The following is a 13,145-nucleotide window of genomic DNA, read 5'->3' on the forward strand; positions in this document are numbered from 1 at the left end:
GTCATACGGCGTCAGACCCTTCGGTCGAAGCGTGTCAGATCGCGAAGCCGAGCGCACGCATCTGGTCGCGCCCGTCGTCGGTGATCCGCTCGGGGCCCCACGGCGGCATCCACACCCAGTTGATGCGGAAGCGGTCGACGACATCGTCCAGCGCCTGACCGGTCTGCTCCTCGAGCACATCGGTCAGAGGGCACCCGGCGCTCGTGAGCGTCATGTGGATGACGAGGGCGTCATTCTCCTCGTCCCAGGAGAGGTCGTAGATGAGACCGAGGTCGACGACGTTGATCCCGAGCTCCGGGTCCACGACGTCCTTGAGCGCCTCGGTGACCTCGTCGTACTTCTCTCCGGTCAGCGTTGCCGTCATGCCTTCAGCCTACGCTTCGATGGGAGCGGCGGGGTCGAGGAAGCGATCGTAGCCCTCGTCCTCGAGACGGTCGGCGAGCTCCGCACCGCCCTCCTCCACGATCTTGCCCGCGACGACCACGTGCACGTAGTCGGGGCGGATGTAGCGCAGGATGCGGGTGTAGTGCGTGATCAGCAGGACGCCGAGGTCCGTCTGCTCCTTGGCGCGGTTGACGCCCTCGGAGACGATCTTCAGCGCGTCGACGTCGAGGCCGGAGTCGGTCTCGTCGAGCACGGCGATCTTCGGCTTGAGCACCTCGAGCTGGAGGATCTCGTGCCGCTTCTTCTCACCGCCGGAGAAGCCCTCGTTGACGTTGCGCTGCGCGAACTTCGGGTCCATGCGCAGGTTCGCCATGGACGCCTTCACGTCCTTGGTCCACTGGCGGATCGAGGGCGCCTCGCCGTCCAGCGCGGTCTTCGCCGTGCGCAGGAAGTTGGTGACGGTGACACCCGGGATCTCGACCGGGTACTGCATGGCGAGGAAGAGACCCGCGCGAGCGCGCTCGTCGACGCTCATCGCGAGGACGTCCTCACCGTCGAGCGTGATCGAACCGCTCGTGACGGTGTACTTCGGGTGACCCGCGATCGTGTACGCCAGGGTGGACTTGCCGGATCCGTTCGGGCCCATGATGGCGTGGGTCTCGCCCGTGCGCATGGTGAGGGTGATGCCGTTGAGGATCGGCGTGGTGCCCGCCTCGGTCTCGACGGTGACGTGCAGGTCCTTGATCTCCAGGACGGTCATGGATGGTTCCTTCGTATTCGTGAAGCTTCGTGTGCGGATGCCGGGCTCAGAGGCCGCTGACATCCTTCGTGACGGTGGGGTCGATCATGAGGTCGTCTCCGACGATCTCCGTGACGTACACCGGGACCGGCTCGTAGGCCGGAAGGTTCAGCGGCTTGCCCGAGCACAGCGAGAACGCAGAGCCGTGGGCCCAGCACTCCAGCGTGGTGCCCTCGACGAACCCCTCGGACAGTGAGATGTCACCGTGCGTGCAGGTGTCACCGATCGCGTGGATCTGCCCTTCGGAGTCGAGCACGACCGCGATCGGCACCCCGTCGAGCTCGACGCGCAGCGGAGTGTCCTCCTGCAGGTCGCTCACGGCGCAGGCCCGCTGGGCGGTCACGCGTTCACCGCCTGCAGCTCGAGCTCGATCGCGGCGAGCAGCTCCTCTTCGAGGGAGGGCACGCCGAGACGCTGCACGATGTCGCTGAGGAAGCCGAGGACGACGAGGCGGCGCGCCTCCTCCTCGGTGATCCCGCGCGCCTGCAGGTAGAACAGCTGCTCGTCGTCGAAGCGTCCGGTGGCGCTGGCGTGGCCCGCACCCAGGATGTCGCCGGTCTCGATCTCGAGGTTCGGGATCGAGTCGGCGCGTGCGCCCTCGGTGAGCACCAGGTTGCGGTTCGCCTCGTAGGAGTCGGTGCCGGTCGCGTCGGGACCGATGAGCACGTCGCCGATCCACACGCTGTGCGCGCCCTGACCCTGCAGCGCGCCCTTGTACAGCACGTCGCCGATCGTGTGCGCGCCCTTGTGGTGCATATAGACCTGGCTCTCCAGGTGCTGACCGGCGTCCGCGTAGGACAGACCGTACAGGCGTGCCTCGGATCCGGCTCCGGCGAGTTCGACGTTCGGGTTGACGCGCACGACACCGCCGCCGAAGCTCACCACGAAGTGCGTGAGCGACGCATCGCGGTCGACGCGGGCCTGGTGCGCCGAGGCGTGGATCGCGTCGTCGGCCCACTCCTGCGCGCTCACGACCGTGAGCCGGGCGCCGTCTCGCACGAGGATCTCGACGTTCTGGGCGAGCTGGGCGGATCCAGTGTGCCGGAGCACGACCGTCGCCGAGCTGTTCGGGCCGGCCTCGATCACGATGTGCTGATCGGCGCGCAGCTCGGCGCCCTGCCCCACCAACTGCACGAAGATCGGCTCGGCGATCTCCTCGTCGGCGGGGATGGCGATGTGCTGCGCCTCGGTGCCGCCCTGCCAGGCGACGGCGGAGACGACGTCCTCGGGACGGAAGAACTCGCCGCGCGGGGCATCGCCGAAGCCGAGTGCCGTACGGAGGTAGCGGGAAGGCGTCACATCGACCGTGACACCGTCGCTGTCGGAGCTGGTCTGGAACAGCCCGGTCAGCTGCGCGACGGGTGTGTGCTTCCAGTTCACCTCGCGACCGGTGGGCACGCCGAAGTCGGCCGCGTCGAACGAGTGCGGCCGCTCGGAGCGGGTCTGCACCGGCGCGGTGGCTGCGTTCGCGACCTGGGCGGCGGGGTCGATGTGGGCGTGCGTATCCTGCGCCTCAACGGGCGCGGTCGTAGCGGCGGTCATTCAGCCGACCGATCCTTCCATGCCCATCTCGATGAGCTTGTTGAGTTCCATCGCGTACTCCATCGGCAACTCGCGCGCGATCGGCTCGATGAAGCCGCGCACGATCATCGCCATCGCCTCGTCCTCGGGCATGCCGCGGGACTGCAGGTAGAAGAGCTGCTCCTCGCTGACCTTGGAGACCGTGGCCTCATGGCCGAGCTGCACGTCGTCGACGCGGATGTCGATGGCCGGGTAGGTGTCGCTGCGGGACTTCGTGTCSACSAGCAGCGCGTCGCARCGCACSGTGTTSGCGGAGTGRTGCGCKKYCGCRTCCACCCKSACCTCRCCGCGGTAGCCGGCKCGSCCKCCGCCRCGGGCGATSGACTTSGASACGATCGACGACTGCGTGTACGGCGCCATGTGGATCATCTTCGCGCCGGCGTCCTGATGCTGACCGGGACCGGCGAAGGCGACGGAGAGGGTCTCGCCCTTGGCGTGCTCGCCCATCAGGTAGATCGACGGGTACTTCATCGTCACCTTGGAGCCGATGTTTCCGTCCACCCACTCCATGGTCGCGCCCTCGTGCGCGACGGCGCGCTTGGTGACCAGGTTGTAGACGTTGTTCGACCAGTTCTGGATCGTCGTGTAACGCACACGGGCGTTCTTCTTGACGATGATCTCGACGACCGCGGAGTGCAGCGAGTCGCTCTTGTAGATCGGGGCGGTGCAGCCCTCGATGTAGTGCACGTAACTGTCCTCGTCGGCGATGATCAGCGTGCGCTCGAACTGGCCCATGTTCTCGGTGTTGATCCGGAAGTAGGCCTGCAGCGGGATCTCCACGTGCACGCCCTTGGGCACATACACGAAGGATCCGCCGGACCACACCGCGGTGTTCAGCGCGGCGAACTTGTTGTCGCCGGCGGGGATCACAGTGCCGAAGTACTCCTCGAAGAACTCGGGGTGCTCGCGCAGCGCGGTGTCCGTGTCCATGAAGATGACGCCCTGCTGCTCCAGGTCCTCGCGGATCTGGTGGTAGACGACCTCGGATTCGTACTGCGCGGCCACACCGGCGACGAGGCGCTGGCGCTCGGCCTCGGGGATGCCGAGGCGCTCGTAGGTCTCGCGGATGTCCTCCGGGAGGTCCTCCCAGCTCTGCGCCTGCTTCTCGGTGGAGCGGACGAAGTACTTGATGTTGTCGAAGTCGATCTCGCTGAGGTCGGCGCCCCAGGTCGGCATCGGCTTGCGGCCGAAGAGCTGCAGGCCCTTCAGACGCGTCTTCAGCATCCATTCCGGCTCGCTCTTGAGYGCCGAGATACCCCGCACCACGTCCTCGGAAAGGCCGCGTCGCGCGGTTGCGCCGGCCGCATCCGTGTCGTGCCAGCCGAACTCGTACACCCCCAGACCATCCAGCTCCGGGCGGTCGATCAGCACATCCGACATCACACTCTCCTCTTGGGCCGTAACGGTTCATCCGCCCCGGCACACCGTCGCTCCCATCGAGTCTGCAGGGGAACGGGTGCCGCTTCTGGGCCCTCATCATGGACGCAAAGCATTCGCGCCTAAACTGTTGTCGATGGCAGAGCCATGCACATTCCGCGCTCCTGCGACCATCGCCGACACCTGAGATTCTACAGGTTCCCYCCGACATCCGGGCCGCAGTGCGCCCGCCGGAAGGGTTCCGGAGGAGCCATGCCCGAGATCGTGACACCGTCCGCCCGCCGTACCCGCTCCGGATTCCTGGGCCGAGTCCATGATCGGCTTCCCGATCGGGTCGACCTCCGTGTGCGGATCGCCGCCTGGGTCTCGTTCGTGCTGGAAGTGGCGATCGTCGGCACCGGCGGCGCCGTCCGCCTCACCGATTCCGGGCTCGGCTGCGAATGGCCGCTGTGCACTCCGGACTCGCTGTTCCCGACAGCGGCGCAGAGCTATCACTCGCTGATCGAGTTCGGCAACCGCGGCCTCAGCTTCTTCGTCGGCCTCGCCGCGATCGCCGTGATCGTGCTCATCTCCCGCTTCCGCGCGGAACGACGCGACCTCTGGGTCATGTCATGGATCATCTTCGCGGGTGTGCTGGTGCAGGCCGCGGTCGGCGGGATCCTGGTCATCTTCCAGCTGCACCCGAACATGGTCGCGTTCCACTACCTCGTTTCGCTCGTGCTGGTCGCCGTGTCGGCAGCCTTCCTGGTGCAGATGCGGCAGCCGCGCGGCACACGGGTGCGCGCCGTTCCGAAGGGCGTCGCGATCCTTGTGCACATCACCTCGTTCGTGCTGGCGTTGACGGTGCTCTTCGGGGTGCTCACCACCGGCGCAGGCCCGCACTCCGGCGACCCCGCGGTGACGCTGCGCAACGGCTTCGACGCGACCCTCCTCGAGCACGTGCACTCCTGGCCGGCGTACGCCCTGTTCGCACTCACCCTTGCCTTGCTCGTGATCACCCTGGTGAACTCGCTCTCCGCGATCCGCAATGCGGTGATCGCCCTGCTCGCGATCGAGCTCGTGCAGATCGCCGTGGGCCTCTACCAGGCGCGCAACGCGCTGCCTCCGCTCGCCGTGGGTGTGCACATGGTGCTGGCAGCGATACTCGTCGCGGCGTGCACGGTGCTCGTGCTGCGGCTGAAGCGCCCCGGGGCGACGTGGCCTGCAGCCGCAAGCACTCCGAGCGCCGGCACCGCGGACGCCGGGCCCTCGCACCCTCGCGACTGACGCGCCCTCTCGGCTGATCCGCTCCGCCGGTCAGCCGGTGCTGCGTTCCGCTCCCGGGCTGCCGTCCTGCGCCCAGGCGACCCCGAGGGCGAACAGCGTGGCCACGCCGTAACGCTCCATCGCCGCCGCGATCCTGCGCCGCCCGGTGCGCGGCGTGATGCCGAGCGAGCGGGATGCGGCATCCAGGGTCATCCCTCGTCGCATCCGGTGCAGCAGCTGTCCGTACCCGCCCGGATCCTTCTCGACCGGACTGGCCTGCTGCCAGAGCTCCGCGAAGTAGGCCTTCGCCATCCCGGCGATCACAGGGCTCGCGACGGCGAGCACGCTCTGGGGCGCCGTCTCGCCCCACACCAACGGCACCCCGGTGACATCCAGGTCGTCCACCCAGAACCAACTCGGCGGATCCGGCAGCATGCGGAACTCCACACCGGAGTCCCCGAACGCGCGCACCATGGCGGACAGCTGCTCGTCGAGCGGCATCGCAGGGATGATCGCCTGCACCGAGGAGTATGTCGACATCGCCGCGGCGAACGCCCTGCTGCGCTCGGGACTGCTCGCGCGATACCGGTCGAGGTCGGTGAGCACGGCCCGCACCCGACCACTGGAACCCACCCGGGATGCCTGGACGGCGAACCACAGGTCCTCGGCCGCGTGCGGGCCGTGGGCGCTCTGCAGCGAGAGCCGGTCCTGAGCCACCGCCTCGCCGAAGTTCCAGGACGAGGTGCGACGGGCCACGGCGTCCACGATCGCCGCGAGCTGGTCGCTGCGGGACTGCGCCTGGGCGCGCTCGGACTGCAGCACCCGTTCGATCGCGATCGCCGCGGCGTGCACCGGGGGGTTGAGCAGGATCAGCTCGTCCTGCAACGACAGGCTTCCCGCTTCGGCAAGGCGCTCCAGACTCGCGAGCGCGAGTCCGTGGTCGAGCCCGGAACGCGCGACGACCGCATGCACGTCGAAGGGGCGCTCGCGCAGCAGCAGATCCAGCAGCTCGTCGTCGCTCATGTCATGTCCTCTTGCGGACAGCGCGCGAACCGGTCCTTGCGCCGTCCTGATCAGGTCAGTTGGAATGTGTTCTGGACGCTAGCAGGATGTTCGGGATCAAGGACGGATCCTCACCTGCGTGCTGGGGACGCGGGTCCCGGCGCAGGGACGCCGGGACCTCTCCCCCTGATCCGCACTTGCGTGGTGCAGCGGATCGCGTCGGCGTCGGACGCATACCGGCCTCATAGGCGATGCAGACCGGACGCACGAGTTCGCCCGTGAGGCTGGGTCCATGACACGCGCATTGAATCGCAGCCTCCCGTTCTGGATCCTCGTCGTCGCCTCGATCGGCCTCATCGCCGCAGGAGTACTCACCGTCCTCGACCATCTCGGCACCATGACCGCCACCCTCAAGGACGGCAGTGCGACCGGGCTCGAGGTGTACGGGGGTCAGTCCTGGATCGTGCTCGGTTCGGCCCTGATCGGGGCGGGTGCGCTGGGCGTGCTGCTCGCCCTCGCGCTCGCGGTCGTCTCCACGCTGCTCGGCGCCACGGCGCAGCCCGTCGACAGGGCGCCTCTCGCGTTCGACGACGTCGACCTCGACCCGGAGCCCGAACTCGACCCCGAGGGGGCGCTCGACGCACCTGTCGCGCCGCACGAGATCGAGCGGGAGCAGCAGGTCGAGACCGAAGCCGACGAGGCGACGACCGAGGAGGCTCAGAAGGGCAGCAACGGATCGATCGCGACGGCCACGAAGATCAGCGTCAAGTAGGTGATGGAGGCGTGGAAGACGCGCATCGGCTTGGCCGATGCGCCCTTCACCGCCTGCGCGTACAGCCGGTGCGACTCGTACACGAACCACCCGCCGAACACCAGCGCCGACACGGTGTAGACCAGGCCCATCCCGGCCACCGGGATCAGCAGCAGGGAGCAGGCCAGGGTCGCCCACGCGTACAGGATGACCTGCAGCCCCACCTGCGATGCGGAGCGGGTGACGCCGAGCATGGGCACGTCGACGTCGTCGTAGTCGTCCTTGTACTTCATCGACAGCGGCCAGTAGTGCGCCGGAGTCCACAGGAACACCAGCACGAACAGCACGAAGGCCGGCCAGTCCAGCGATCCGGTGACAGCCGCCCAGCCGATGAGCACGGGGAAGCATCCGGCGATGCCGCCCCAGATGATGTTCTGCTCGGTGCGGCGCTTGAGGATCATCGTGTAGATCACGACGTAGAAGAAGATCGCGGCGGCGGAGAGCACGGCGGCGACCCAGTTCGTGGTCAGCCAGAGCCAGACGGTGGAGGCGACGGCGAGCACCCAGGAGAACACCAGGGCTCCGCGCGGGGAGACCTCGCCGGTCACCAGCGGGCGCTTCTCCGTGCGGTGCATGTGTGCATCGATGTCGCGATCGATGTACATGTTGAAGGATGCGGCGGATCCGGCGCTCAGGGATCCGCCGATCACCGTGGCCGCGACCAGCCAGAGGTTCGGCAGGCCGTGCTGCGCGAGGAACATCACCGGCACGGTGGAGACGAGCAGGAGCTCGAGCACACGGGGCTTGGTCAGCTCGACGTAGGCCTTGATGGTCCGCTTCAGAGAGCGCTCGGCGGCGACGGACTCGATGGTGGTCGCGATGCTGACCGCCTCCTTCATGCGCACACGGGAACTCATTCATCCTACGCCACGGTGCGGGYCCGGCCCGCCCCTCCTTCCCGCCCCGAGCACCGCTGCGAGGCGCGTCGCGCAACAATGTGTCGTGACCGGGCACACGGCGATGCGTCCGCACTATGCTGAAAACACTCGCGCGCCCGTCAACGTGCCAGCCCTTCCGTGATGTCGCGGGTGGCGCGCAGACAGCGGGCGCACACACTGTCTTCGAAAGGGCTCTGGAGTGTCGGAACTGCTGTGGGAAGAGATCGATCGGCGCGCGGTGGACACCGCTCGGGTTCTGGCGGCGGATGCCGTGCAGAAGGTCGGGAACGGTCATCCGGGTACGGCCATGAGCCTGGCCCCCGTGGCCTATCTGCTCTACCAGCGCGTCCTGCGCCACGACCCCGCCGACACCCACTGGATCGGGCGCGACCGGTTCGTCCTGTCCGTGGGGCACTCCTCCCTCACGCAGTACATCCAGCTCTACCTGGGCGGATTCGGCCTCGAGCTGACCGACCTCGAGGCGCTCCGCACCTGGGGCTCGCTGACCCCGGGCCACCCGGAGTACGGCCACACCAAGGGCGTGGAGATCACGACGGGACCGCTCGGCCAGGGCCTCGCCTCGGCGGTGGGCTTCGCCTACGCCGCCCGCTACGAGCGCGGCCTGTTCGACCCTGAGGCCGCCGCCGGCACGAGCCCCTTCGACCACTACGTCTACGTGATCGCCGGAGACGGCGATCTGCAGGAGGGCGTGACGAGCGAGGCCTCCTCGCTCGCGGGCCACCAGCAGCTCGGCAACCTCATCGCCATCTACGACTCCAACCGCATCTCGATCGAGGGCGACACCAACGTGGCCTTCACCGAGGGCGTGCGCGAGCGCTACGAGTCGTACGGCTGGCAGGTGCAGCACGTGGACTGGGTGCGCACCGGCACCTACGTCGAGGACGTGAAGGAGCTCTTCGACGCGATCGAGCAGGCCAAGGCGGAGACCTCCAAGCCGTCTCTGATCATCCTGAACACGATCATCGGCTGGCCGGCGCCCAACAAGAAGGGCACCGAGTCCGTGCACGGCAACGCCCTCGGCGCGGACGAAGTCGCCGAGACCAAGGTCGTACTGGGCTTCGATCCGGAGAAGTCGTTCGTGGTCGAGGACGCGGTGATCGAGCACACCCGTGAGCTCGGCGCCCGCGCCGCCTCCGAGCGCGCCGCCTGGCAGCAGGACTTCGATGCCTGGGCGGCGGCGAACCCGGAGCGCAAGGCGCTCCTGGACCGGCTCGAGGCACACGAGCTGCCCGAGGGCATCGAGGACGCGCTGCCCGTGTTCGAGGCGGGCACCGAACTCGCGACGCGCGCGGCGTCCGGCAAGGTCATCAACGCCCTCGCCCCCGAGCTCCCCGAGCTGTGGGGCGGATCCGCCGACCTGGCCGGATCCAACAACACGACGATCGCAGGCGCCAAGTCCTTCATCCCCGCGACCTGGTCGACCCACGACTGGGACGGCAGCCCCTATGGCCGCGTGCTGCACTTCGGCATCCGCGAGCACGCCATGGGCTCGATTCTGAACGGTATCGTGCTGCACGGCCCGACCCGGCCGTTCGGCGGCACGTTCCTCATCTTCAGCGACTACATGCGCCCCGCGGTGCGCCTGGCCGCGCTCATGAACGTGCCGAGCGTGTTCGTGTGGACGCACGACTCGGTCGCCCTCGGCGAGGACGGCCCCACGCATCAGCCGATCGAACAGCTCGCCTCGCTGCGCGCGATCCCCAACCTGACCGTGGTGCGCCCGGCCGACGGCAATGAGACCGCCGCCGCCTGGCTGGAGATCCTGCGCCGCCACGGCGGCCCCACCGGCATCGCGCTGACCCGGCAGAACGTGCCGAACTTCGCGCGCGGCACGGGCGAGGCATCGGGTGACACCTTCGCCGCGGCGTCGAACACGGTCAGAGGCGCATACGTCCTGGCCGAGGCTCCGAACGGCACGCCGGACGTCATCCTCATCGCGACCGGATCCGAGGTGCAGCTGGCCGTCGCCGCCCGCGAGGCTCTGGCCGCCGAGGGCGTCAACGCCCGCGTGGTGTCCGCCCCGTCCCTGGAGTGGTTCGCCGAGCAGGACGAGGCCTACCGCGAGGCGGTGCTGCCGTCGGGCGTCAAGGCTCGCGTCTCGGTCGAAGCCGGATCCACCCTCAGCTGGCACGGCATCGTCGGCTCGACCGGCCGCTCGGTCGGAATCGACCACTTCGGAGCCTCCGCCGACTACAAGACCCTGTTCCAGAAGTTCGGCATCACCACGGAGGCCGTCATCGCGGCCGCCCACGAGACCATCGCCGCCTCCGCGGCCGCTTGAGCAATACGTAAGAGGAGATCCGCATGACCACCCCCACCGCAGCCCTCTCCGCCGCAGGCGTCAGCATCTGGCTCGACGATCTGTCCCGCAGCCGCATCACGTCCGGCAACCTCGCCGAGCTCATCGCCACGCGCAACGTCGTGGGTGTGACCACCAACCCGACGATCTTCGCGAACGCGATCACCAACCCCGACGACACCTCGTACGACAGTCAGGTCGCGCAGCTCGCCGCCTCCGGTGCAAGCGCCGAAGAGGCGATCTTCGAGGCGACCACGCAGGACGTCCGCGACGCCCTCGACGTGTTCCGCCCGGTGTGGGAGGAGACCGGGCACGTCGACGGCCGCGTGTCGATCGAGGTCTCCCCCGACCTCGCGCACGACACCGAAGGCACCATCGCTCAGGCCAAGGAGCTCTGGGCCAAGGTCGATCGCCCGAACCTGCTCGTGAAGATCCCCGCGACGAAGGCGGGGCTGCCCGCGATCACGGCAGCGATCGCCGCCGGCATCAGCGTCAACGTGACGCTGATCTTCAGCCTGGAGCGCTACGCCGAGGTGATCGACGCCTACCTCGCGGGCCTCGAGCAGGCGAAGGCCGCCGACATCGACCTCTCGACGATCCAGTCGGTCGCGTCGTTCTTCGTGTCGCGCGTCGACACCGAGACCGACAAGCGCCTCACTGCGATCGGCACGGACGAGGCCATCGCGCTCAAGAGCAAGGCTGGTCTCGCGAACGCTCGCCTCGCGTACGAGCTGTACGAGCAGACCTTCGCGGGCGACCGCGCCGCGGCCCTGCTCGCCGCCGGTGCGAATCGCCAGCGACCGCTCTGGGCCTCCACAGGTGTGAAGGACCCGGCGCTGCCCGACACCTTGTACGTCACCGAGCTCGTCGCAGCCGACGTCGTCAACACGATGCCGGAGAAGACGCTCGAGGCGACCTTCGACCACGGCGTCGTCACCGGCGACACSGTCACCGGTACCTACGACGAGTCCCGCGCGGTGTTCGCCGGTCTCGCCGCGGTCGGCGTCGACTTCGACGACGTGACCCAGGTGCTCGAGGACGAGGGCGTCGCGAAGTTCATCGACTCCTGGCACGAGCTGCTCGGCCAGGTCCGCGAAGGACTGGAAGCCCAGCGGTGAGCTTCGAGATCCACACGTCCGGGGCGCCGAAGGCGGCGATCGACGAGGTCGTCCCGCGCCTGGTGGGCGAGCTGATCGCCTCCCGGATCACCAACGGCGATCCGACCGTGTGGGGCGAAGCCGCCGAGGCCGAGGCGAGCATCCGCCTCGGCTGGGTCGACGCCGTGAGCGTCTCGCGCCCCCTGGTGCCGGAGATCCTGGCACTCCGAGCCGACCTCGCGGCGAAGGGCGTCACCCGGGTCGTGCTGGCGGGGATGGGCGGATCCTCACTCGCTCCCGAGGTCATCTCGCAGACCGCCGGCATCGACATCACGATCCTCGACTCGACTTCGCCCGGGCAGGTGCTCGCGGCGATCGACGCAGGACTCTCCGACACGGTGCTCGTGGTGTCGTCCAAGTCCGGCTCCACGGTCGAGACCGACTCGCAGCGCCGCACGTTCGAGGCGGCATTCAGCGATGTCGGCATCGACCCCGTCGAGCGCATCGTCGTCGTCACCGATCCCGGCTCGCCTCTCGACGAGTCGGCGCGCGCCGCCGGCTACCGGGTGTTCAACGCCGATCCGAACGTCGGCGGCCGGTACTCCGCCCTCACCGCATTCGGGCTGGTGCCGTCGGGTCTCGCCGGCGTGGACATCACYGAGCTGCTCGACGAGGCCGAAGCCACGCTGCTGCAGGTCGCGATCGACTCCGCCGAGAATCCGGCGCTGCTGCTCGGCGCGGCGATCGCCGCGAGCGCACAGGCCCCGGGCGGGCCGCGCCGCGACAAGCTGGGTCTGATCACCGACGGCACCCACATCGTGGGTCTGCCCGATTGGATCGAGCAGCTCGTCGCCGAGTCGACGGGCAAGGAGGGCACGGGAATCCTTCCTGTGGTCCTGCTCCCCGTCTCCCCCGAGGTGGAGAACCGGCCGGTTGACCTGCAGCTGGTGCGCCTCGTCGACGATGCCGACGAGTTCCACCTCCGCGAACGCCACCCCGGCGAGATCCTCGTCAGCGGCACGCTCGGCGCGCAGTTCGTGGTCTGGGAGCACGCCACCGCTGTCGCGGGCTACCTGCTCGGAATCAACCCGTTCGACCAGCCCGACGTGGAGTCGGCGAAGGTCGCCACCCGTGGGCTGCTGGACGCGCGCCCGGAGCCGTCGCCCGCAGCCTTCGTGCAGGACGGCGTCGAGGTGCGCGCGTCCGACGCCTCTCTGCTCACGTCCGGCACGATCGCCGGGGTGCTCGACGCTCTGTGGCAGACGCTGCCGACGGATGGCTACGTGTCCATCCAGGCCTACGTGAACCGCCTCGAGATGCCGCAGCTGCAGGGCCTGCGCGAACTCGTGGCCGCGGACTCGGCACGTCCGACCACCTTCGGCTGGGGCCCGCGGTTCCTGCATTCGACGGGTCAGTATCACAAGGGCGGTCCTGCCCAGGGCGTGTTCCTGCAGATCCTGGAGCGTACGGACCTGGATCTGGAGATCCCGGATCGTCCATTCACGTTCGGCCAGCTCATCGAGGCACAGGCCGCGGGCGACGCCGGTGTGCTCGCCGCGCACGGCCGCCCCGTCGTGACCCTGACGATCACCGAACCACAGGACGATGTGCTCGACCTCTTCGAGGCCGCGCAGTAGGCATTCCACAGAGC

At 68.6% G+C, this 13,145-nt stretch carries 12 protein-coding genes; 5 read left to right on the plus strand and 7 right to left on the minus strand.

From position 1 onward, the window contains the following. Nucleotides 1–34: 34 nt before the first annotated feature. From AC1DMN_RS07010 to sufB, 5 genes are read right to left on the minus strand one after another with little or no spacing between them, the layout of a single operon-like run. Complete coding sequence (locus AC1DMN_RS07010) at nucleotides 35–364, minus strand: metal-sulfur cluster assembly factor (protein WP_045252088.1); 330 nt, start codon at nucleotides 362–364, stop codon at nucleotides 35–37. Nucleotides 365–373: 9 nt separating this feature from the next. Further along, nucleotides 374–1,144: a Fe-S cluster assembly ATPase SufC gene (gene sufC / locus AC1DMN_RS07015; RefSeq protein WP_440731684.1), complete on the minus strand. Its 771-nt coding sequence runs from the start codon at nucleotides 1,142–1,144 to the stop codon at nucleotides 374–376. A 46-nt stretch (nucleotides 1,145–1,190) separates the two neighbouring features. Then, complete coding sequence (locus tag AC1DMN_RS07020; protein ID WP_292721013.1) at nucleotides 1,191–1,526, minus strand: non-heme iron oxygenase ferredoxin subunit; 336 nt, start codon at nucleotides 1,524–1,526, stop codon at nucleotides 1,191–1,193. Then, on the minus strand, nucleotides 1,523–2,725 hold the full coding sequence (gene sufD / locus AC1DMN_RS07025; protein ID WP_441975849.1) for a Fe-S cluster assembly protein SufD: 1,203 nt from the start codon (nucleotides 2,723–2,725) through the stop codon (nucleotides 1,523–1,525). The genes AC1DMN_RS07020 and sufD overlap by 4 nt, the downstream gene beginning before the upstream one ends. After that, nucleotides 2,726–4,144 (minus strand): Fe-S cluster assembly protein SufB, encoded by a 1,419-nt coding sequence (gene sufB / locus AC1DMN_RS07030; RefSeq protein WP_477384028.1) that lies wholly within the window; start codon nucleotides 4,142–4,144, stop codon nucleotides 2,726–2,728. 249 nt (nucleotides 4,145–4,393) lie between these two features. Between sufB and AC1DMN_RS07035 the strand changes: the two genes are divergently transcribed. Further along, nucleotides 4,394–5,407, plus strand: coding sequence for a COX15/CtaA family protein (locus AC1DMN_RS07035; RefSeq protein WP_477229143.1), 1,014 nt, complete (start codon nucleotides 4,394–4,396; stop codon nucleotides 5,405–5,407). 30 nt (nucleotides 5,408–5,437) lie between these two features. Here the strand turns inward: AC1DMN_RS07035 and AC1DMN_RS07040 are convergent, their stop codons facing one another. Further along, the gene (locus tag AC1DMN_RS07040; protein ID WP_477229144.1) at nucleotides 5,438–6,409 is read right to left on the minus strand and encodes a helix-turn-helix transcriptional regulator; all 972 of its coding nucleotides are present in this window, start codon (nucleotides 6,407–6,409) and stop codon (nucleotides 5,438–5,440) included. 271 nt (nucleotides 6,410–6,680) lie between these two features. Here AC1DMN_RS07040 and AC1DMN_RS07045 point away from each other — a divergent pair, with 271 nt between their 5' ends. Further along, on the plus strand, nucleotides 6,681–7,160 hold the full coding sequence (locus tag AC1DMN_RS07045) for a hypothetical protein (protein ID WP_477229145.1): 480 nt from the start codon (nucleotides 6,681–6,683) through the stop codon (nucleotides 7,158–7,160). Here AC1DMN_RS07045 and AC1DMN_RS07050 read toward each other — a convergent pair. Beyond that, on the minus strand, nucleotides 7,106–8,038 hold the full coding sequence (locus AC1DMN_RS07050; RefSeq protein ID WP_477229335.1) for a heme o synthase: 933 nt from the start codon (nucleotides 8,036–8,038) through the stop codon (nucleotides 7,106–7,108). The two genes, AC1DMN_RS07045 and AC1DMN_RS07050, sit on opposite strands and share 55 nt — an antisense overlap. A gap of 238 nt (nucleotides 8,039–8,276) precedes the next feature. On the opposite strand from AC1DMN_RS07050, the gene tkt reads away from it, so the two are divergent. The 3 genes from tkt to AC1DMN_RS07065 are packed head-to-tail and all read left to right on the plus strand — an operon-like array spanning nucleotide 8,277 to nucleotide 13,131. Then, nucleotides 8,277–10,379, plus strand: coding sequence for a transketolase (gene tkt / locus AC1DMN_RS07055; protein WP_440731678.1), 2,103 nt, complete (start codon nucleotides 8,277–8,279; stop codon nucleotides 10,377–10,379). 23 nt (nucleotides 10,380–10,402) lie between these two features. After that, nucleotides 10,403–11,515 (plus strand): transaldolase, encoded by a 1,113-nt coding sequence (gene tal, locus AC1DMN_RS07060; RefSeq protein ID WP_477229146.1) that lies wholly within the window; start codon nucleotides 10,403–10,405, stop codon nucleotides 11,513–11,515. After that, nucleotides 11,512–13,131: a glucose-6-phosphate isomerase gene (locus AC1DMN_RS07065; protein WP_441975844.1), complete on the plus strand. Its 1,620-nt coding sequence runs from the start codon at nucleotides 11,512–11,514 to the stop codon at nucleotides 13,129–13,131. Before tal ends, AC1DMN_RS07065 begins: the two co-directional genes overlap by 4 nt. Nucleotides 13,132–13,145 lie beyond the last annotated feature (14 nt).

This window comes from Microbacterium sp. 01T413_2, assembly GCF_056398985.1.